This is a genomic window from Arthrobacter sp. RAF14 (genome assembly GCF_052114185.1).
In the GTDB taxonomy this organism is placed as follows: Bacteria; Actinomycetota; Actinomycetes; order Actinomycetales; family Micrococcaceae; genus Arthrobacter_E.
In genome coordinates this window covers 1,340,877-1,361,852 of sequence record NZ_JBFREG010000001.1, presented here as the reverse complement: position 1 = coordinate 1,361,852, position 20,976 = coordinate 1,340,877, and the positions used below count along the sequence as shown (strand labels likewise).

General features: G+C 67.6%; 17 protein-coding genes. 4 read left to right on the top strand and 13 right to left on the bottom strand.

From position 1 onward, the window contains the following. Positions 1-24: 24 nt before the first annotated feature. From AB4Y75_RS06380 to AB4Y75_RS06360, 5 genes are all read right to left on the bottom strand, one after another. Positions 25-2,475, bottom strand: a complete 2,451-nt coding sequence (locus tag AB4Y75_RS06380) for an N-6 DNA methylase (RefSeq protein WP_441435007.1) — start codon at positions 2,473-2,475, stop codon at positions 25-27. Positions 2,476-2,869: 394 nt separating this feature from the next. Beyond that, on the bottom strand, positions 2,870-5,704 hold the full coding sequence (gene acnA / locus AB4Y75_RS06375; protein ID WP_441435006.1) for an aconitate hydratase AcnA: 2,835 nt from the start codon (positions 5,702-5,704) through the stop codon (positions 2,870-2,872). A gap of 107 nt (positions 5,705-5,811) precedes the next feature. After that, a complete protein-coding gene (locus tag AB4Y75_RS06370; RefSeq protein WP_441435005.1) occupies positions 5,812-6,222 on the bottom strand; it encodes a VOC family protein in 411 nt (136 codons plus the stop codon). An 82-nt stretch (positions 6,223-6,304) separates the two neighbouring features. Next, positions 6,305-7,645, bottom strand: a complete 1,341-nt coding sequence (locus AB4Y75_RS06365) for a class I SAM-dependent RNA methyltransferase (RefSeq protein ID WP_441435004.1) — start codon at positions 7,643-7,645, stop codon at positions 6,305-6,307. Continuing rightward, entirely contained in the window at positions 7,642-9,654 is a 2,013-nt protein-coding gene (locus AB4Y75_RS06360) for an APC family permease (protein ID WP_441435003.1), read from the bottom strand. Before AB4Y75_RS06360 ends, AB4Y75_RS06365 begins: the two co-directional genes overlap by 4 nt. A 115-nt stretch (positions 9,655-9,769) precedes the next feature. On the opposite strand from AB4Y75_RS06360, the gene AB4Y75_RS06355 reads away from it, so the two are divergent. Together AB4Y75_RS06355 and AB4Y75_RS06350 are read left to right on the top strand one after the other, a co-directional pair. Then, positions 9,770-10,444, top strand: a complete 675-nt coding sequence (locus AB4Y75_RS06355) for a potassium channel family protein (RefSeq protein WP_441435002.1) — start codon at positions 9,770-9,772, stop codon at positions 10,442-10,444. Beyond that, positions 10,441-11,112 (top strand): potassium channel family protein, encoded by a 672-nt coding sequence (locus AB4Y75_RS06350; protein ID WP_441435001.1) that lies wholly within the window; start codon positions 10,441-10,443, stop codon positions 11,110-11,112. The genes AB4Y75_RS06355 and AB4Y75_RS06350 overlap by 4 nt, the downstream gene beginning before the upstream one ends. Here the strand turns inward: AB4Y75_RS06350 and AB4Y75_RS06345 are convergent. The 4 genes from AB4Y75_RS06345 to dut form a co-directional block, all read right to left on the bottom strand. Further along, complete coding sequence (locus AB4Y75_RS06345) at positions 11,066-11,812, bottom strand: DUF3159 domain-containing protein (RefSeq protein ID WP_441435000.1); 747 nt, start codon at positions 11,810-11,812, stop codon at positions 11,066-11,068. The two genes, AB4Y75_RS06350 and AB4Y75_RS06345, sit on opposite strands and share 47 nt — an antisense overlap. A gap of 50 nt (positions 11,813-11,862) precedes the next feature. Further along, a complete protein-coding gene (locus AB4Y75_RS06340; protein ID WP_441434999.1) occupies positions 11,863-12,198 on the bottom strand; it encodes a hypothetical protein in 336 nt (111 codons plus the stop codon). Positions 12,199-12,203: 5 nt separating this feature from the next. Then, positions 12,204-12,911: a DUF3710 domain-containing protein gene (locus tag AB4Y75_RS06335; RefSeq protein WP_441434998.1), complete on the bottom strand. Its 708-nt coding sequence runs from the start codon at positions 12,909-12,911 to the stop codon at positions 12,204-12,206. 63 nt (positions 12,912-12,974) lie between these two features. Then, entirely contained in the window at positions 12,975-13,448 is a 474-nt protein-coding gene (gene dut / locus AB4Y75_RS06330; RefSeq protein ID WP_441434997.1) for a dUTP diphosphatase, read from the bottom strand. Positions 13,449-13,606: 158 nt separating this feature from the next. Between dut and AB4Y75_RS06325 the strand changes: the two genes are divergently transcribed. Further along, positions 13,607-14,089: a DUF3093 domain-containing protein gene (locus AB4Y75_RS06325; RefSeq protein ID WP_441434996.1), complete on the top strand. Its 483-nt coding sequence runs from the start codon at positions 13,607-13,609 to the stop codon at positions 14,087-14,089. 90 nt (positions 14,090-14,179) lie between these two features. Here AB4Y75_RS06325 and AB4Y75_RS06320 read toward each other — a convergent pair whose 3' ends face one another. Then, the gene (locus tag AB4Y75_RS06320) at positions 14,180-14,482 is read right to left on the bottom strand and encodes a DUF4193 domain-containing protein (RefSeq protein WP_278266425.1); all 303 of its coding nucleotides are present in this window, start codon (positions 14,480-14,482) and stop codon (positions 14,180-14,182) included. Positions 14,483-14,729: 247 nt separating this feature from the next. On the opposite strand from AB4Y75_RS06320, the gene sepH reads away from it, so the two are divergent. Further along, entirely contained in the window at positions 14,730-16,103 is a 1,374-nt protein-coding gene (sepH, locus tag AB4Y75_RS06315) for a septation protein SepH (RefSeq protein WP_441434995.1), read from the top strand. 91 nt (positions 16,104-16,194) lie between these two features. Here sepH and AB4Y75_RS06310 read toward each other — a convergent pair whose 3' ends face one another. The 3 genes from AB4Y75_RS06310 to AB4Y75_RS06300 all read right to left on the bottom strand — a co-directional run bounded on the left by AB4Y75_RS06310 (position 16,195) and on the right by AB4Y75_RS06300 (position 20,929). Further along, complete coding sequence (locus AB4Y75_RS06310) at positions 16,195-17,397, bottom strand: alkaline phosphatase family protein (protein WP_441434994.1); 1,203 nt, start codon at positions 17,395-17,397, stop codon at positions 16,195-16,197. Next, positions 17,394-18,128, bottom strand: coding sequence for a DUF5998 family protein (locus AB4Y75_RS06305; RefSeq protein ID WP_441434993.1), 735 nt, complete (start codon positions 18,126-18,128; stop codon positions 17,394-17,396). The genes AB4Y75_RS06310 and AB4Y75_RS06305 overlap by 4 nt, the downstream gene beginning before the upstream one ends. Positions 18,129-18,211: 83 nt before the next feature. Then, entirely contained in the window at positions 18,212-20,929 is a 2,718-nt protein-coding gene (locus AB4Y75_RS06300; RefSeq protein WP_441434992.1) for a bifunctional acetate--CoA ligase family protein/GNAT family N-acetyltransferase, read from the bottom strand. Positions 20,930-20,976 lie beyond the last annotated feature (47 nt).

Sequence of the window (20,976 nt, the reverse complement as noted above, 5' to 3'; positions counted from 1 at the left end):
CAAATGTCGATATGCCCCACGCGGTCATGCAAGGATCTCCAAGTCAGCAAGGAGGCGCGCTACCTTTTCGCCAAGCTGACTGACCAATGCGTCCAGCCCGCCGATCGTCGCCTCGTACCGTCCAGCAAGCATGCTAAGCCTCGCGATCAGAATCTGACCGAGCGCCACCACTTCACCATTAATCTGCCGTTGGAGGGTCGTCCCCCACTTAGCATCGATGACGAGGTCCTGCACTTCAGCCTCGGTGAGTATCTTGTACTTGGCGAGAGCCCTCTCGTTGAGTGCGGTTGTAGCGTCCTTGACGGCCTCCTTAGCCTTGTCCTCAGCTCGATACAACACTCCGACTTCAGTGAACGCCGCAATCTCATCGGAGTCTCCACCAGAACGTTTGAGTTCCTTGAGGTACTCAGCCGCAGCCTTCTTAGGCAGCTTGCCCTCCTCTTCGGCAGCGTCGAAGAGCAGCCCGCCTTCGGCGGCGTTCTCTTCGATGTATTCGGCCACTAAGAGGGTTGCTGCGTCGCGAGCCTCGGTCAGGCGGTCGAGTTCGGCCTGTTCGGCTGCGAAGTAGCGAGCGATCACGTGCTCAGGTGGAAGGAGGTCCATCACCCAACGTTTCGCTTTCGCACCGGTGCCGAAGACGATGTGGGCGTCTTCGTACTTGGGCTTGTTGTTCTTGTCCTTCCACATGCGTGCGGCGCGCGGCTGCACGGCCTGGATCCAGCCTTCGCTGGCGATCAGCGACACATCGTCGTGCATGACGTCGTTCCAATAGCTCATGAGCTGCTCGTAGACGCCGTATTCGTCGATCAGCGGTCGTGGCCGGAACGCATCCAAGAGCGCCTCGGAGATCTCGTGGATGAGCTCTGCGGGTCTAGCGGTCGGTTCGATCGCCTCGAGCAGGTCTCGCTTGCTTGCCCACCACTGCTGCACCGTATTCGCGGTGTCGAGTTCGAAAGCCTCGTACTCGCCGGAGATGGTGACTGTCGACCGGATTTCGCTGGGCTCGACCTTCAGCTCCGAGTAACCCTCGCGCTGCGGTGCGAAGAGTTCACTGCGGAGGTTCGGGAACGCGTCCCAGTAGGCCTGGAGTGCATCGAGGTCACGGTTGGGAATGCCGCCGTGCATGTGCGCGCGGAGGTCCTGGATGTCCTCGGGTTCGGAAGAGTCGATGTAGCGCGGGATGTTGAGGTTGTAGTCGTTCTTCGGATCCGCGATCTCGCCGATCGGCACCATCCGGGAGTAGCGGGCGATCTCCTTGCTGCTGTTGTAGGCGTCGACGATCTTGTGCATGTCGCGCGGGCGCAGCCGGTTCTTGGGACCGTCCTTGGCGAAGCCCTTGCTCGCGTCGATCATGAAGATGCCACTGCGTCCCTGGGCGTTCTCCTTGTCGAGCACGATCAGGCAGGCGGGGATGCCGGTGCCGTAGAAAAGGTTCGCCGGCAGGCCGATGATTGCCTTGATGTAGCCGCGCCTGATCAGCCCGGTGCGGATCCTCGCCTCAGAGTTTCCGCGGAACAGCACTCCGTGCGGGAGGACTACGACGCCCTTGCCTCGGGGCCGCAATGACTTGACCATGTGCAAGAGGAACGCGTAATCGCCGTTCTTGTCGGGCGGGGTGTCGAAGCCATCGAAACGGCCGAAAGAGTAGTCGAAACCGTTGGTCCAGGTCTTGTGAGAGAACGGCGGGTTTGCCACAAGATAGTCGAATGTCTGGAGGTTGCCGTTGTAAGTAAACTTCGGGGTGGCCAGGGTATTCCCTTGGCGCAGGTCGTGAGTCTCGTTGCCGTGGAGGATCATGTTCATCCGCGCCAGCGCCCAGGTGGCATTGTCGTTTTCCTGGCCGTAAATCGTCAAGCCGTTGGGGGCGGCGTCCGCAACTTTGATCAGCAACGACCCGGAGCCGCAGGTCGGGTCGTACACGGTGGTGGACTTCGGGGTGCCCGCCGGGATCTGGAGCAGCTGCGCCATCACGCGAGAGACCTCTGACGGGGTGTAGAACTGCCCCTTGCTCTTGCCGGACTGCGTGGCGAAGTGCCGCATGAGGTACTCGTAGGCGTCGCCCAGGAGGTCGTCACCCTCGGCCTTGGAGCCAGTGAAGTCCATGTCCTGGAAGATGCCGATCAGGTTCGAGACCTTGTCCTGCAGTTCCTTGCCCGAGCCGAGCTTAGCGGGGTCATCGAAGTTGGCGTTGTTGATAACGCCCAGCAAGTCGTTCTCTTCGGCGAGACGCCGGATGGCGACGTTAACCTTCTCCCCGACGTCGGGCTTTCCCTTGAGCGAGATCAGATAGTCGAAGGAGCCGTCGTCGGGGACATAAATCAGCGCCGACCTGTCTGCCTTCGCCTTGTCAGAGACATACTTCACGAACAGCAGTGTGAGGACATAGTCCTTGTACTGGCTGGCGTCCATCGATCCGCGCAGCTCGTCGGCGCTGCTCCACAGTGAGGAGTAGAGGTCAGATTTTTTCAGCGCCACGGTTGACTCTTTCTACGTTCATTCAAGTATCACGAGCCGAGAACAGGCCTCACGGACCGCCAATTCTGTTCAGTGTCTTCCACTGCCATCGTCCTCATCTGAGATCGCGGCCCAACGCCAAATGCCGCACCGAGCCGAAGAATTACGGTGCGCTCGTGCAAAATTTCATCACAGTCCCCGAAAAGGTGCGTCGACGACCAGATCCGCTGGTACCCGAGCAGATCGGCTCGAGCTCCTCTGATTTGCCTCAGCGCGTACTGATGGGTTCCTCAGTCGACACCGGGTACACAACGGGTCCCATGTAATTCTGGTCTCAGGCGAATCTCTGGCCCAAGCCAAGCAATAGAGCCCTGTCGCCGGGGCATCCCGGAGACAGGGCTCTATTTCGCTATGTTCAGCTACCGCTAATTTGCCGCAGCACGTACTGGAGGATGCCACCGTTGCGGTAGTAGTCAGCCTCACCGGGGGTGTCGATGCGGACGACGGCGTCGAAGGACTTGCTCGTGCCGTCCTCCTTGGTGGCCGTGACCTTGAGGGTCTTCGGCGTCACGCCTTCGTTCAGCTGGGTCACACCCGAGATCGAGAACGTCTCGGTGCCGTCCAGGCCCAGAGTCGCGGCGTTCTCGCCCTCCGGGAACTGGAGCGGCAGGACGCCCATGCCGATCAGGTTCGAGCGGTGGATGCGCTCGAAGCTCTCGGTGATGACGGCCTTGACGCCCAGCAGCGCGGTGCCCTTGGCAGCCCAGTCACGGCTGGAGCCGGAACCGTACTCCTTGCCGCCCAGGACCACCAGCGGGGTGCCCGCCTCACGGTAGTTCTGCGCCGCGTCGTAGACGTAGGCCTGCGGACCCTCGGGCTGGGTGAAGTCGCGGGTGAAGCCACCCTCGACGCCGGCGCCGTCGTTGAAGTCGGCGAGCAGCTGGTTCTTGATGCGGATGTTCGCGAACGTGCCGCGGATCATCACCTCGTGGTTGCCACGACGGGAACCGTAGGAGTTGAAGTCCTTGCGCTCCACACCGTTGGCCAGCAGGTACTGGCCCGCCGGGGTGTCCGACTTGAAGGAACCGGCCGGGGAGATGTGGTCCGTGGTGACGGAATCGCCCAGCTTGAGGAGCACGCGGGCCCCCTCGATGTCCGTGACGGGCTCCGGCTGCGACTTCATGCCCTCGAAGTACGGGGGCTTCCGGACGTAGGTGGAGTCGTCGGCCCAGGCGAAGGTGTCGCCGGCGGGGGTGTCGAGCGCCTTCCAGCGGTCGTCGCCCTCGAAGACGCCCTCGTAGCCCTTGGCGAACATGCCCTCGTCGATGGAGGAGTCGATGACCTGCTGGACCTCGACCGGGTTCGGCCAGATGTCCTTCAGGAACACGTCGTTGCCCTGCTCATCCTGGCCCAGCGGATCGACGTCGAAGTCGAAGTCCATGGTGCCGGCCAGAGCGTACGCGATGACCAGCGGCGGGGAGGCCAGGTAGTTCATCTTGACGTCCGGGTTGATGCGGCCCTCGAAGTTGCGGTTGCCGGACAGGACGGCGGTGACGGAGAGGTCGTTGGCCTGGACGGCCTCGGAGATCTCCGGCTCCAGCGGACCGGAGTTGCCGATGCAGGTGGCGCAGCCGTAGCCGACGATGTAGAAGCCGAGCTTCTCCAGGTACGGCGTCAGGCCGGACTTCTCGTAGTAGTCCGTGACGACCTTGGAACCGGGGGCTACCGAGGTCTTGACCCACGGCTTGGCCGTGAGGCCCTTCTCCACGGCGTTGCGTGCCAGCAGAGCCGCAGCCAGCATGACCGAGGGGTTCGAGGTGTTGGTGCAGGAGGTGATCGAGGCGATCGACACGGCACCGTGGTCCAGCTCGAAGCTGCGGCCGTCGGCGGTCTGCACGGTCACGGGCTTGGACGGACGTCCGTTGGCGCCGTTGGCGGCGGATGCCACCACCTTGACCTCGTTGTCCTCGGTCATGTGGGAATCCGGGCTGAAGGACGGGGAGTCGGAAGCCGGGAAGGACTCGTCCAGCGCCTCGTCGACACTGCCGTCGGCGAGCGTGACGTAGTTGTGGATGTCCTTGCGGAACTGCTCCTTGGCGTCCGTGAGCTCGATGCGGTCCTGGGGACGCTTCGGGCCGGAGATGGACGGCACCACGGTGGACAGGTCCAGCTCGAGGTACTCGGAGAAGCGCAGCTCGCGGGACGGATCGTGCCAGAGGCCCTGCTCCTTGGTGTAAGCCTCCACCAGGGCGACGTTCTCCTCGCTGCGGCCGGTGAGGCGCAGGTAGTCGAGCGTGACGTCGTCGATCGGGAACATGGCTGCCGTGGAGCCGAACTCCGGGCTCATGTTGCCGATGGTGGCGCGGTTTGCCAGCGGCACGGCCGCGACGCCCTCACCGTAGAACTCGACGAACTTGCCGACCACACCGTGCTTGCGCAGCATCTCGGTGATCGTCAGCACCACGTCCGTGGCGGTGGCGCCGGCCGGGATGGAGCCGGAGAGCTTGAAGCCGACCACGCGCGGGATGAGCATGGAGACGGGCTGGCCCAGCATGGCCGCCTCGGCTTCGATGCCGCCGACGCCCCAGCCGAGGATGCCCAGGCCGTTCACCATGGTGGTGTGCGAATCGGTGCCCACGCAGGTGTCCGGGTAAGCGCGGAGCTTGCCGTCCACCTCACGGGTCATGATGGTGCGCGCCAGGTACTCGATGTTGACCTGGTGCACGATGCCGGTTCCCGGCGGGACGACCTTGAAGTCGTCGAAGGCCGTCTGGCCCCAGCGGAGGAACTGGTAACGCTCCCCATTGCGCTGGTATTCGATCTCCATGTTCCGCTCGAGCGCCCCGGCATTGCCGAAGGCGTCGATCTGCACGGAGTGGTCGATGACCATCTCGGCGGGCGCCAACGGGTTGACGCGCTTCGGGTCACCGCCCAGATCCTTCACGGCCTCGCGCATGGTGGCCAGGTCGACCACACACGGCACGCCGGTGAAGTCCTGCATGATCACGCGGGCGGGGGTGAACTGGATTTCCGTGTCAGGCTCGGCTGCCGGATCCCAGGCGGCCAGGGCGCGGACATGGTCGGCGGTGATGTTGGCACCGTCCTCGGTCCGGAGCAGATTCTCCAGAAGGACTTTCAAGCTGTAGGGAAGGCTTTCCGCGCCTTCCACAGAGTTCAGCCGGAAGATTTCGTAATCGGTGCCTTTGACGTTCAGTACGCCCTTGGAACCGAAGCTGTCCACAGTGCTCATATAGCAGGACTCCTCTCGCAACACTTTCATCTTTGTCGCGTCACAGAACGCATGCTAGTTAGGTCTGCCTAACCGTTCCGGATGGCGGTCGCCACCCGGTCAAAGCTTCACTGACCGGCGATGTTGACCATCCACGTGACGCCGAAGCGGTCCACGACCATGCCGAAGGTGTCGCCCCACATCTGCCGTTCGAGCGGCATGACCACCTGACCGCCGTCGGCAAGCGCCTCCCAGTAGCCCTGGAGCTCCGGGGCGTCGTCACCCGAAAGGCTCACCGAGAAGCCGGCGTGCCCGGTGAACTGCATCTGGTTGGGTGTGTCCGCCGCCATCAGCGTGAAGCCGGACGGCGTCTTCAGCTGCGCGTGCATGATCTTGTCCGCTTCAGAAGGGTCTTCCGAGGCGTGGAACTCTCCGAAGGTGTTGAGTGTCAGCTCACCGCCGAGAGCGCCCTGATAGAACTCCATGGCCTGCCGGGCCTCGTCCTTGAAGTTCAAATACGGGTTGAGGATCGCGGACATGACGGGCTCCTTTCGCGGCGCCGCCATGGCGCCCCACGGTCAAGCTACACCCGGCACCACCGGCCCGCAATGGCCCGCGGAGTCAGCCTTTCGGCAGCAGCAGGCCGACCGTCTCCAGGTGGTGCGTGTGGGGATACAGATCGAAGGCACGCAGCCCGGCCAGCTCCCAGCCCTGGGCATCGAAGAACTTCACATCGCGGGCGAACGACGCCGGATCGCAGGACACGTAGGCGATGGCACGGGGGCCGGAATCCACCAGTTGCTGGACCACGGTCCGGCCCGCGCCCGCACGCGGCGGGTCGAGGACGACGGCGTCGAGGCGCCGGGGGCGCTGACGCAGGACCCGTTCCACCTTGCCCTGCACGATCTTCACGTGACGCTGCCCGTGGAAGTTCTTGCGCGCGTCACGGCTGGTGCCGGGCGCCCCCTCCACTGAGAGGACCGCACCGCTCTCCCCCACGGCCGCCGCCAAGGGAGCGGTGAACAGGCCGGCACCCGCGTACAGGTCCGCGACGGACGCGCCTTCCGTGAGGAAGCCACCCTCGCCCAGGAATCCGGTCACGGCATCCATGAGGGTCTGCGGAGCGCGCCGGTGGATCTGCCAGAACCCGTCGCCGGTCACCCGGTATTCGAAGCCGTTCACGCTCTCCCGCACCCAGGACCGCCCGCGCCAGCGCAGCAGTTGCTTGCTGGCGGGATCCATGACGGCGACGGAGACCCCGTCCGGAATCTGCGCGACGGCGCGGTTCAGAGCCTTGCCCTGCTCCTTTTCCCCCAAGCCCTCCTCCGGCCAGAGGATGACCAGAGGCTGCGAGCCGTTGGCGGGCGCCGCGACCTCCACCCGGGCGACGCCCTTCCAGCGGCGGTCCCACAGGCCGAGGGCCACGATCTCCTCGGATGCGAGCGGCATCGATTCGACGGGCAGCACCTCCTCCGAGCGGTGAGCATGCATCCCGAGGCGCCCGTCCGCGGTGACGGCGAAGGCCATCCTGGTGCGCCAGTGCAGGCCGCGGCCGCCGTCGTCCTCCACGGCTTCCACCTCGGTGACCCGGTCCAGCCCGGCCAGACGCTGCAGTTGCTCGGCCAGCACGGCGGACTTGAGCCGCCGCTGAGCGGGAAGCGTCGCATGGCCGAACTCAGCGCCGCCCACGGGCTGCGCGGAGTTCCGCGCGGCCTCCAGGGCCGACGCCTGCCGCCACGGGTGCTCCTGACGGTCCGCGGAGGCCTCCAGGACCTCCACCACGTCGCCCCGCCAGAAGCGGGCGTCCGGGGCAGCCTCCGTCAGCCGGACCCGGACCTGCTCCCCCGGCAGACCGTGCCGGACGAACACCACCCGCGAGTCGTGACGGGCCACCGTGTGGCCACCATGCGCGACGGGCCCGAGGGTGAGAGTGACGGTCTGCTCTGCGGAGTGTGGATTCACCTGAGTTCCTGCAATTGCTGGGCTTCCTTGGACGATTTGAGCTGCCACGGCACGCTGGCGACCATGACACCCGGTTCGAAGTGCAGACGGGTCTTGATCCGCAGGGCGGTCTGGTTGTGCACCAGCTGTTCCCACCACTTGCCGACCACGTACTCGGGGATGTAGACGACGATCAGATCGCGGGGCGAGTCCTTCCGCATGTTCTTCACGTAGTCGAGGATCGGGGTGACGGTTTCTCGGTAGGGGCTGGCCAGGACGGTCAGCGGCACCGGGATGTCGAGCTTCTTCCAGTCCTCCACCGTCCGGGCGGTCTCCTCCGGGTTGATGTCCACGATCACCGCGTCGAGCTTCCACGGGCGTGAGGCGCGGGCGTAAGCCAGTGCGCGCAGCACGGGCTTACGGACGTGGGAGACCAGCAGGACGGCGTGGACACGGGACGGCAGGGCCCGGGGTGCGGAATCCTCGTCGACCGCCAGTTCCTTGGCCACGTTGTCGTAGTGCGCCCGGATGCTCCACATGATGAGGAACAGCACCAGCATGGCGAGCAGCGCGATCCACGCCCCCTGCTCGAACTTGGTGATGAGGACGATGGTCAGCACCAGGGCGGTCATGCCGAAGCCCACCATGTTGATGGTGCGGGACTTCATCAGGCGGAGCCGGGTCGCCTTGTCCCGGACCTTCTTCAGTTCACGGCCCCAGTGCCGGACCATGCCGAGCTGGCTGGCCGTGAAGGAGATGAACACGCCCACGATGTAGAGCTGGATCAGCTTCGTGACGTCGGCGTTGAAGGCCAGGATGAGGATCAGGGCGCCCGCGGCGAGGGCCAGGACGCCGTTGCTGTACGCCAGACGGTCGCCACGGGTCTTGAGCTGCCGGGGCAGGTACCCGTCCTGGGCCAGGATGGACCCGAGCACGGGGAAGCCGTTGAAGGCGGTGTTCGAGGCGAACACCAGGATGACACCGGTCGCGGCCACCACGATGTAGAACGGGATGGAGCCCGCACCGAACACCGTCTGGGCGATCTGGCTGATGGCCGGATTCTGGATGTACCCCTCGGGCAGCGGCTTGCCGTCCTTGAGGAACTCCGTGGCGGGATCCAGGACGATGTGCACCTTGGTCGCGTTGGCCAGGAACAGGATGCCGGCCAGCATCGTGGTGGCGATCACGCCGAGCAGGAGCAGCGTCGTCGCCGCGTTCTTGCTCTTGGGCTTCTGGAAGTTGGGGACGCCGTTGCTGATCGCCTCCACACCCGTCAGGGCCGCGGCGCCCGAGGAGAAGGCCCTGAGCAGCAGGAACGCTCCCGCCAGGCCCACCAGACCCTGGTCGAAGTGGCTCTCGGGGACGATCTCGAAGGCGGCGGACTCCGCCTGCCCCAGCGTCCCGGTGGCCGCCTGAATGGCTCCCACGATGGACATGCCGATGATGGCCGCCATGAAGATGTAGGTGGGCAGGGCGAAGACCGACCCCGCCTCCTTGATGCCGCGCAGATTGACCAGCGCCAGCACCGCGACGCCGAGCGTCGCGATGAGGGCCTGGCTGCCGTGCAGCGACGGCACGGCCGTCGCCAGGTAGTTGGCGGCCGAGGACATGGAGACGGCCACGGTGAGGACGTAGTCGACCAGCAGGGCCGAGGCGACCGTGAGGCCCGCGAACTTGCCGAGGTTCACGTTCGCGATCTCGTAGTCGCCACCGCCCGAAGGGTAGGCGTGCACGTTCTGGCGGTACGAGGCCACCACCGTGAGCAGCACGATGGCGACGGCGAGGCCCACCCACGGGGAGAGCGCGACGGCGGAGACCCCGGCGAGAGCGAGGGTCAGGAGGATCTCATCGGGGGCGTAGGCCACGGAGGACAGGGCGTCCGAGGCGAAGACCGGCAATGCGATGCGCTTGGGAAGCAGGGTGTGGGCCAACCGGTCGTTACGGAACGGCCGGCCGACGATCACCCGCTTGACCGCATTCAGAAGTGACAGCACCTGACTACGGTAGTCTGCGCGGTGCCCCTGTGTCATGACGGAGGGAAATCTCCTGGCCTCCGCGGCACGGATGACGCCCCGCACCGGATACATTGGTGTTCTGATCCGTACGGATGCACACCGGGCATCCGCAGAATTGAAGGAATGGTTCGTGGCGCATTTCGTCATCATGGGCTGTGGCCGTGTGGGCGCGACCCTGGCCCACACACTGGAGGACTCCGGCCACAGCGTGGCCATCATCGACCAGGATGAGCGGGCCTTCCGGCGTCTGCGCAACGGCTTCCAGGGCCGCAAGGTCACCGGCGTCGGCTTCGACCGGGACACGCTGCGGCATGCCGGCGTGGAGGACGCCTACGCGTTCGCCGCCGTCTCCAGCGGAGACAACTCCAACATCCTCGCCACCCGCGTGGCCCGCGAGACGTTCCACGTCCCCCACGTGGTGGCCCGCATCTACGACCCGGGACGTGCGGAGATCTACCAGCGCCTCGGCATCCCCACGGTGGCCGCCGTGAAGTGGAGCGCCGACCAGGTTCTGCGCCGCATCCTTCCCGAGCAGTCCATCACGGGTGACTTCCGCGAGCCGTCCGGACGGCTCGTCCTCACGGAGCTCGCCGTGGACCACGGCTGGGAGGGCCGCCCCCTGAGCGAACTCGAGGAGACCGCGGAGATCCGCGTCGCCTACCTGAGCCGGTTCGGCGAGGGAACCATGGTGCACTCCGATTCGCGCTTCCAGGAGGGCGACAGTCTGCACGCCATCGTCCCCGTCGCGCGGCTGGACGCCGTGACCCGGATCCTCTCCAAGGCACCCGTGAAGGAAGCAGAGTGAAAGTCGTGATCGTCGGCGCCGGCAGCGTCGGAAGTTCCATCGCCCGTGAGCTCCTGAGCCACCAGCACGAGGTGCTGCTGATCGACCTCAAGCCCGAGGTGATCGGACGCAGCGGCCTGCGCGGCGCTCACTGGCTGGTGGGCGACGCCTGCGAACTGAGCGTGCTCAAGGAAGCCCGTCTGGACGACGCCGATGTGGTGGTCTCCGCCTCGGGCGATGACAAGGTGAATCTGGTGGTCTCCCTGCTGGCCAAGACCGAATTCGGTGTGGGCCGCACGGTGGGCCGCGTGAACAACCCGAAGAACGGCTGGATGTTCGACGACTCCTGGGGCGTGGACGTCGCGGTCAACACGCCGCAGCTCATGACGGCCCTGGTGGAGGAGGCCGTGGAGATCGGCGACGTGGTCCGCCTGCTCACGCTCCAGACCGGTGTCTCCTCCCTCGTGGAGTTCACGGTCCCGCATGACGCGTCCTTCATCGGCTCCACGGTGGGCGACATCGACTGGCCGCAGGACGCCACGCTGGTCGCCATCCTCCGGGACCAGGCGCCCATCGCACGTGCACGGCGAATCCTCGCCGTGCACCGCCGTCGTCGTGTCAGCTCAGTCGCCAGGACCCCGGTCAGGAGTCCTGTGCGCGCTCCTCCGCCGGAGCCGCGGGCCGGCTGAGAAGCCAGGCCAGCCAGAGGCCCAGCACGTACAGCGGCGTGCCCATCAGGAGCCGCGTGGTGCCGAGGGCGGTGAGTCCGGCGTCGCCCATGAAGTAGAGCGGCAGCTGGACGGCCAGGCGCAGGCCGAAGATCGCGATGATCACCCAGGTGGCCAGGGTGTAGCGCCTCAGCCGGGCAGGTTCCTTCCGCCAGTGCACGCCCTCGTTCCGCAGGAAGCCGAACAGCAGCCCGGCCAGAGGCCACTTGACGATGATGGACACCAGGAGCGCCACCAGGTAGGCGCCGTTGGTGAAGAAGCCCGGCACGTAGAAATCGGAGGCCTTGCCGGTGCTCTGGGCGACCCACGCGGAGATGGCCACACCGACCACGCCGGCGAGGGCCATGGTGAGCTTCTGCTTCTGGATCAGACGGGCGACCGCGAAGACCGCGCTCGTGCCCAGGGCGACCCCGAGGCCCCAGCCCAGGGACTCCGTGACGGTGTACAGCACCAGGAACACCAGGCCCGGCAGGATGCTTTCGCAGATGCCCTGCCAGCCTCCGGCGGTCCGCAGCAGGTCCACCCGGCCGTCCTCGTGGTGGTGGACTCCGGCCGCGGCGGCCACGCTCCGCGCGAGGTCCTCGCGTCCCGCCGGGTCCGCCTGGCCTTCAGGGCGGTTCCCGGCGCGGTGGGCCGCGGTGTTCGGGTCCTCAGTGGTCATGGGTGGTGTGGCCTTTCTGGTTCAGTCCGTGCGACCTGTCCGGTCCGCCGTCAGTCCGCTCGGTGTCCGCCGGCCGAGATGATCTCGTAGCCGGGGTTGATGATCGTGGCCAGCCCGCTCCGCGAGGTCAGCATCCCCCGGACCCGGAGTGTGGAACCCGGCTCGATCCCGCCCACCGAGCGACGGCCCAGCCAGAGCAGCCTGATGTCCGCCGCTGAGCGCCCGCCCGCCGGAACGGGAAGGTCCGGACCGGTCACTTCTCCCAGACGTGCGGTGAAGCGCGGCTTGCTGCCTTGAGGCTCGAAGGTCACGGAGGAGATCCGGCCGACCCATTCGCCACGGACCCGGGCGACGGGTCCGTGGCCGGGGATGTTCGGTTCCGGCATGGGGATCAGCCGATCTCGGTGATCTCGGGCCCTCGTTCGGGAGCCTGGAGGGAGGGCTTGCCGTCCTCCTCCTGCGGGGCATCCTGGGAGACCTTCGGCATGGTGAGGGGCAGCAGCTCACGTGGCGGCATCGGGCTGTCTCCCCGCACCACCACGAGCGCGCGGAAGAGCTCCTCGAGTTCCGTGGCCGCTTCCCGCTGGATGGCTGCGGGGCCGCTGAAGACACCGCGCAGGAACCAGCGCGGCCCGTCGACGCCCACGAAACGGGCCACGCGGTAGCCGGCCGTGCCGTCCGGGGCCTCGGCGGGTACGCTCGCGATCAGTTCGGCGCCGAGGGTGCCTTCCAGTTCGTCGATCTGGCCGCCCTGGCTGCGCACGGACTCCGCGATCTGCTCACGGATCTCCGGCCACAGGCCTTCGGACCGGGGTGCCGCGAACGCCTGCACCTGCACGGAGGACTCCCCCATGTCCAGGGACACGGCGATCACGCGCTGACTGGACTCCTCGACCTCGAGCCGGAGCTCCAGGCCGGGGCGGGCGGAGACCAGGATCGCGCCGAGGTCCAGGTATTCCTCCCGGTCCTCGATCTCATGGACGTCGAAGGGACCGCTCTCGGAGCGGCCCTCGGTGTCCTGTTCCTCGATCACGGAGTCACTGGGGGTGAGAACTTCGTCGGATTCACGCTGGGATTTGCGGGACCTGCCGAATAGCATGCGGGATTCTCCTCAGAGTCTTCGTGTCAGGGGCGCCGTGGTGCCGTGGTTGTCTGGGTGCTCTCAGGCGTGTGCGCCGGCGAAACCGCCGGTGGATCCGAAGCCGCCAGCGCCGCGGACCGAGTCCGGCAGTTCGCTCACGGCGACGAAACGCGCGTGCTCCACGCGCTGGATCACCATCTGGGCAATTCTATCGCCGCGGCGCAGATCGATGGCCTGCTCGCGGTCCGTGTTGATCAGGGTGACGGCGATTTCGCCCCGGTAGCCCGCATCCACGGTCCCCGGAGCGTTGACGATGCTCAATCCCTGTTTGGTGGCCAGCCCGGAACGGGGGTGGATCAGTGCCACGTACCCGAACGGGAGGGCGATGGACACTCCGGTCGGGACCAGGCGCCGCTCCCCCGGCTCGAGGTGAACGTCCACGCGTGCCCGCAGATCGGCGCCGGCATCGCCGGGCTGGGCGTACGACGGCGGTTCCAGGCCGTCGTCGAGCATGCGGAGTTCAACGTCCAGAGTGTGCGGTTGCGGTTCAGTCACGGACTCAAGCCTAGTACGGCCGCCCGGCCACCGGCTCTCCCGGCGCAGACAGGCCTCGGGACTGCCCGTGGTGGGCTCCCGGGGCGGAATGCCGAGGTGAGCCCTGAGATGAAAAGCTCTGAGATGAAAAGCCCAGGGAAAGGTGCCAAGCTAGTGCCATGCCCTCCACGAACACCGGTCCAGCCATGCCCTCGGACGCTTCCACCACCCCCGTGCTCTACAGTGAGCGGCTCTGGCCCGGGCCCGGCGCCTGGATCATCGTGGCGGTCCTGTCCCTCGCCGGCATCCTGGTGCTCGCGCCGATCGGCTGGGGCTATGGCATCGCGGCCGCGATCGTGCTCTTCCTGCTCATGGGCGGCGCCCTGTACGCCAGCACTCCCCGCGTCGAGGTGACCGCCGGGGAATTCCGCGCCGGCAAGGCCGTGATCGACCGCGCCTTCCTCGGCGACGTCGAGGCGTTCGTCCAGGACGAGGCCTTCCAGGAGCGTGGCCCCCGGCTCAACGGCCTCGCGTACCTCTGCATCCGCGGCTGGGTGGATCCCGTGGTCCGGGTGGAGATCAACGATCCGGACGATGAGACGCCGTACTGGCTGGTCTCCACGCGGAAGCCGCAGCAGTTGCTGGCCGCGCTGGCCTCCTGAGAGAGAACCACGGCGTCCTGGACGCTCACACGGCGAAGGGCCGGTGCATCATGCACCGGCCCTTCGCCGTCGTGTCAGACCCGCCGCGTCTCATCCTTCACAGTCGACGCAGTAAGCGAGCCCGTCCTTCTCCCGGGCGATCTGGGAGCGATGCCGGACCAGGAAGCAGGAGGCACAGGTGAACTCGTCCGACTGCTCCGGAAGGACGGTGACCTGGAGTTCTTCGTGGGACAGATCCGCCCCGGGCAATTCGAAGGAGTCGGCGAGATCAGCCTCATCCTCGTCCACCACGGCGGACGTGCCGTCCGCACGGTGCGTGGTCTTCAAGGCTTCCAGGGACTCGTTCGCCCGGTCTTCCTCGGTCTTGCGGGGCGCATCGTAATCGGTGGCCATGTGGTGTTGTTTCCCCCTTATGAGAAATCGGGAAGCCACCCTCGGGTGGCCAGGAACTACAGCGTCAACGTCGAGAGGGCGGATTTTGTGCCCGAGCCCGGACACGCGCCCGATTCTGGCGGAGATCCGGCCTTAAAGCCAGTCAATACGGGGGAAATTTCGCGGCACGCCCTCGAATCTGACCCCGATGCCGCCCCGGAGATGGCAGAGTTTCGATTGACGGCCACGCACACATGGAGGTATCAGGATGCAGGAGCTGCGGCTTCTCGGAGTTCACGACGACGGTGATCGCCTCTTGCTCAGCGACTCCGGCGGGGAACGCTACGAACTTCCCCTCGATGAAGCGCTGCGCCGCGCCATCGCCCGCGCGTCCGCCCGCCCCAGCGCGCGGAACGGCTCCACCCCCGGCCTCAGCCCCCGTGACATCCAGGCCCGCATCCGGGCCGGCGCCACGGCCGCCGAGGTCGCCGAGGAGTCCGGTCTGCCCCTCGCCAGTGTCGAACGGTACGAGGGCCCGGTGCTCGCCGAGCGCGCTCACGTGGCCGGCCAGGCCCGCGGCGTCGAGGTTCCGGGTCACCTGGACGACGGCGAAGGCTACCGGAGCGCCTTCGGCCAGGACCGCGCGTTCCTGGGCGAGATGGTCGAACACCGCCTCAAGCAGCTCGGCGTCCCCGTCGACGGCCTCAACTGGGATTCCCGGAAGGTCGCCCACGGCATGTGGGAGGTCACCGCGGACTTCGACATCCCCGAGGCACTCCGGAGCCAGCTCGGCGAAGAGCCCCCGGCCCGCTGGAGCTACTCGCCACTCACCAAGACGCTGCAGAACGCCAACCGCTGGGCTCAGCACCTCAGCGAACTCGAGCCCCTGGCTCTCCACGTGGACAGCCCCTGGGGCAGCCGCCGTCTCTCGGCCGTGCGGGACCACCCGTTCGACGTGGAGGCCGACGCCACCGACGAGCAGCCCTCGCCCGAGGATCTGCTGAACGACTCCGAAGGTCTGGTGGATCTCCTGAACTCCCGCCGCGGTCAGCGGCTCGGCGTCGACGAGGAGAGCGACGACACGCTCGCCCTCCTGCTGTCTCAGGGCATCCCCGCAGCCCATCCCCGGCCCTCTGCGGTCGAGGAGGAGGACGACGAGGACGACACGCCCGCCGCGGAGGTCCCCCGGCTCCGGCTAGCCCTGCCCGAGGAGGACGAGTCGGAGGACGACGGCATCTCCCTGTCCGATGGGGTCAGCACCCACACCCGGGAGATCCGCATGGTCCCCCCGGCGGACCTGGACCGGAACGCCCGGAAGGGCGGCCCGAGCCTGGCCGACGAGATCTTCGCCAACGCCACGGACGAGGAGACCGAAGCAGGAGAACGCCACCCTCAGCGGCAGCGTTCAGTGCTGCGCGGCGCCAGCTTCCACAAGGACCCCGACGACTTCGCCCGCGCCGAGGCCGAACGGCGTCAGCGCGAGGAGGACGCCCGGCGTGAGGACGGCGACCGCCAGCGGGGCTCCGGCTCCGCCAAGGACGGTTCCACCGACGCCGAGGGCAAGTCCGCCGAGAAGCCGGCCAAGCGGCGCAGCGTGCCCAGCTGGGACGAGATCGTCTTCGGGACCAAGGGCGACAACTGATCGCCTGACCGCCCCGGAGACCCCGCGGCCTTCCGTCTGACGCAGCCGTTCAATACGCGAGCAGCCCGTTCCGTCAACGGCACCCGTTCCGTCAGGAGCGGCGACGGCCCGTCGCGCCACGGCTCCCGGCCTTGGGACCGTTCGCCAGGAAGCTCAGCACCGGCACTTCCCGCTCGGCCTTGGTCAGCGAACCGTGCTGGCCGACCATCTCCATCGCCTCAGGCCTGATCCTGCGCAGATCGAAGAACGCGACCTGCTCACGCGCCAGGATCAGGAGGTCGCCGATCCGCGGCAGGACCTCGTCCCGGACGGCGCCGAAATAGCCCTCGGCGACGGCCTGAGCCTTCTCCAGGACCCAGATCCGGTCGCCGAAACGGTCTTCCCAGGCCTGGCGGAGCGCGGAGGCGTCCCGGCCGTCCTCCAGATGAAGATGCAGCATGCGGGGTTCGCCCGCAGTATGACGGACACCCTCCACGAGCTCCGGGAAGGCCGAGAAATCGATCCGGCCGCTCCGCGGCACATCCACCATGCCGTGATCGGCCGAGACCAGCACCCGGGTGCCCTGCGGGAGGCGCGCGGCGAGCTGCCGGAGGGTGAAGTCGACCTCTTCGAGAGCCGAGAGGAATTCCGGCGAATCCACGCCGTGTTTGTGCCCGGCCTTGTCCACGTCATTGAGGTAGAAGTACACCAGACCGGGCTTCTGAAGAATGTCCACGGCGGCGCCGATCCGGCCCGCCAGCGTGCCCGAACCGTGGAACTCGGTCCCGCGCAGCGCGGCGTTGGTCATGGACGAACTCTCGAACCGGGGCAGACTGACCGTATGCACGGGAACCTGGCCCGCTGCCCGCTCGAACACGGTGGGCAACGGCTGCCACTCCGCTGGATCGACGCGGGCGTCCCAGTTGCCCAGCTGGTTGACCACCTTGCCCTGGGCCGGATCCAGGACGTCGTAACCGACCATGCCATGCTGACCCGGTGCCTCACCCGTTCCGAGGCTTGCGAGCGAACTGGCCGTGGTGCTGGGGAACGCCGCGTCCAGGCGTGCGGGCAGACCGGAGTCCCCGGCCTGCGCCAGGGAACGCATGAAGGGCACGTGGGCCGCGTAGCGTTTGAGGACCTGGGCGCCCATGCCGTCCACGAGGACCAGGCACACCCGGTTCGCGGCGGGGATCCCCAGGGCGTTCGGCAGTCCGGTGGCGCCGGCCGCGGAGGCCGCGCTGCTGAGCAGCTCCGCGATGCTGCGGCGGCCGTACGCGGGGCGCGGCGGCAGCGCCGTCGTCGTCGTTTCCGTCACTGGCGGTGGCTGCTGCGTGAACCGAGGCGTCCCGAGAGCGCGGCCAGGCCGCGCGCGGGCTTGCGGACCGGCGCGTGAGGCGCCCGGTCACCGCGCGGCTCCGGCACGGCCGGGGTCTCGAGAAGGTCGCCGACGCGCTGGCCGGTGCTGGCGGAACGGAGGGAATGCGCGAAGTTCCGGGCCTGCTTGAGCGACTTGGGGCCGTCGGCTTCGGCGCTCACGCGCAGCACGATGTCCTCGGCGCTGCTGGTGCCGTTGAGTCCGTGGTCGGCCTCGCACTGCGGATCGCCACAGGAGGCGGGCATGAGGTCCAGACGGCGTCCGCCGGACCAGGCGATGGACAGGGTGAGTTCACGCGGCTGCTCCTTGCCGCTGTACTCCTGAGGCTGGGCATAGACGAAGCCCAGCACCACGCTGCGGATCTGGTGCAGGGGCACCGTCTCGGTCGAGACCTGCGCCATGACCTGTTCGCCCTGCTCATCGAGCTGGTGGTCATCCACGTGGACCACCACCAGGACATCCCGCGTGAGCACCAGCGCCGTGACATGACGGCGCACCTCGGCACGGTCGAAGTGGGTCTCCAGATGCACCAGCTGCTGGAGCGGGATCTGTCCGTCCAGGGCGTCCTGGATGACGTCCATGACCAGACGGGGGTAGAAACCCGCCCGGTCCACGGCGGCCCGGAGGTCGCTCAGAGGATGTGCTTTTGAGGCGCTGCTGGGCTGGCTCATGAGACCCATTTTCCCATGAGCCGGCCGGTCCACGCGAATGCGGCTTCCCCCAGGGGCCGCCCCTGGCCGTGACGTGGCACGGCTCACTGGTTCCGCAGAGCCCTTCGGGCACTGTCGGTGCGCTGCGCCGCGTTGGCGATGTGCACCGTCGCCGACAGGACGTTCAGTCCCTCCTGCCCCACCAGGACCGGCGTGAACTCCAGGAGCGCGATCTCCGGGTGGCTGTCCTTGAGCTCCGCCACCCGGTGCAGCAACTCCGCGAGTGCGTCCGTGTCGACGGCGGGCAGCCCCTCGTAGCCGTTGAGCTTCGCCGAGGCCTTGGGGGCGTTCACGAACTCACGCGCCTCCTCTTCACTGAGGGGCGGCACCCGGTAGGCCCAGTCGTCCAGCAGCTTGACCGCGTCGCCGGCCAGCCCGTAGGCCACCACGGGGCCCAGCAGCGGATCCTCGATCGCACGCACCGTGCAGGCCTGTCCCACCCCGGCCATCGACTGCACCTCCAGGTCCGTGGCCCCGTACACGGCCAGGACGTCCTTCATCTGCGCGATGTTCCGGGCCAGCGACTCCGCGTCCTGGATGTTCAAGCGGACTCCCCCGAGGTCCAGGCGGTGCCGCAGCGTCGGGCTGAGCGTCTTCAGGGCCACCGGCCAGCCGAGTTCCTCCGCCGCTTCCTGGGCCTCCGCCACGGTGCTGAACGGACGGGACGGGAGCACGCTGATCCCGTAGCAGGCCAGAAGCGCCTCCAGCCGGTCCTGGTCGAGGGCGACGAGCTGGGGCCCGCGCACGGGCCCCAGCCACTCCGCCAGGAGTGAGGCGGCCTGCTCCCGCGAGTCCCGCGAAGCCAGGTCACCGGTCATGTCCGGCGCGGCCTCGGCGGAGAGTTCCCGTTCCCTCCACCGCACGTAGCCCGCCACGGAAGCCAGGGCGGCGAGTGCGGCGCCGGGGCTCTCGAAGGCGGGCAGGGCCTGCCGGCCGTCGGGCGTTCCGCCGAGTACCCCGCTCTCCCGCAACGCGGGGTCGAAATTGCCCGGGAAGACCGCCACCAGCGGCTTCCCGCTGTCCCTCGAAAGCGCCACCAGGCAGTCCACCAGGACCTGATGCTCCAGGCCAAGCGAGGGCAGTAAGGTGACCACGATGCTGTCCACCGTGGCATCCACCTGGAGCGCCTGAACCTCCCGGCGCAGCCGCGCCAGGGCCGCCGACTGACCGCCGTGCAGCGCCAGAGCGCCCTGCACCGTGCCGACGGTGAGCCCGTGCCCTTCGGCGGTGTCGGCCACGATCCGTGCCAGGTTCAGCGAGTTCGAAAGGATCCCCACGCGTCCACCCCGGGGCAGCGGCTGGGCCTCCACGAGCTGCGCCACGTCCAGCAGCTCCTCCATGGTGCTCACCCGGATGACCCCCGCCTGCCGCAGCATGGCGTCCAGCGCACGGGCCGGGGCCTGGGTGGTCCGCACCGCGTGCCCCGGGGGCAGCCTCAGGCCGATGGTCTCCGGCTTCGCGACGATCACCGGCTTGCTCCGGGCCAGCCGCCGGGCGATCCGGGAGAACTTGCGGGGGTTGCCGAAAGACTCCAGGAAGAGGCCCACGGCGCGGGTGCGCGGATCGTCCTCCCAGTACTGCATCACGTCATTGCCGGAGACATCCGCGCGATTGCCCGCGGACACGAAGCTGGAGATGCCCACCGCACGCCGCTGGGCGGTGGCGTACAGCGAGATCCCGACGGCGGCCGACTGGCTGAAGAGCCCCAGCCCACCGGGCGCGGGCATGCCGGGCGCCATGGAGACGTTGAGCGCCACGGCGGGATCCGTGTTGATCAGCCCCAGGGACGCCGGGCCGATCACGCGCATGCCGGCCGCTCTGGCCTGGCGCACGATCTCGTTCTGCCGCGCGAGGCCCCGCTCGCCGTCGTCCGCGAAGCCCGCCGTGATGATCAGCACGCCGCGCACCCCGGCCGCGCCGCATTCGGCCACCACACCCGGCACCTCCTCATAGGGAACCGCGATCACGGCCAGGTCCACCGGCCCGGGCACCTCGGTGATGCTTCCGTAGCTCAGACCGCCGCCGACTTCCAGGGCGGAGGGGTTGACCGCGTGGACGGTCCCCGTGAAGCCGCCTTCCACCAGGTGCACCATGACCTCGTGGCCGATCTTGCCCCAATGGCGGCTGGCGCCGATCACGGCCACCGAGGCGGGCGCCAGGAGTTCCTGGACGCTGCGGGCCTCGGCCCGGTGCTCCCGCGACTCCATCACGGCGCGGGACTTCACGGTGGGGTCGATGTCGAAGCCCACCAGGATCACGCCGTCCTCGAGCTGGCGCTGGACCTCGTAGCCGGCGTCGGCGAAGACGCTGAGCATCTTGCGGTTCTCCGGCAGGACCTCCGCGGTGAATCTGCGGATGCCGTTCTCCAGTGCCGCCGCGGCCAGGTGCTCCAGGAGGATGGATCCCAGGCCACGGCCCTGGTGCCGGTCCGAGATGTTGAATGCGACCTCCGCTTCACGGGTGCCGTCGAGCCGGTCGTACCGGGCGATGCCGACGATCTCTCCGGCGATCGTGATCACGAGGGCGACGCGGTCCCGGTGGTCCACCTCGGTGAAGCGCTTGAGTTCACTCCGGCTGAGTTTGGCCTTGTAGCTGAAGAAGCGCAGGTAGATCGACGACTGCGACTGGGACTGATGGAAGGCCTGCACGGCCTCGGCGTCGGAGGGGGCGATGGGCCGGATGTGACCGGTCCCACCGTCGCGCAGCACGACATCGGCCTCCCAGTAGTCCGGATATCCAGCATTGTCAGCCGCGCGCGCCATAGGCTTAGCGTAGTCGTCGCGCCATCGGGGCGCGCTGCACCAAACAC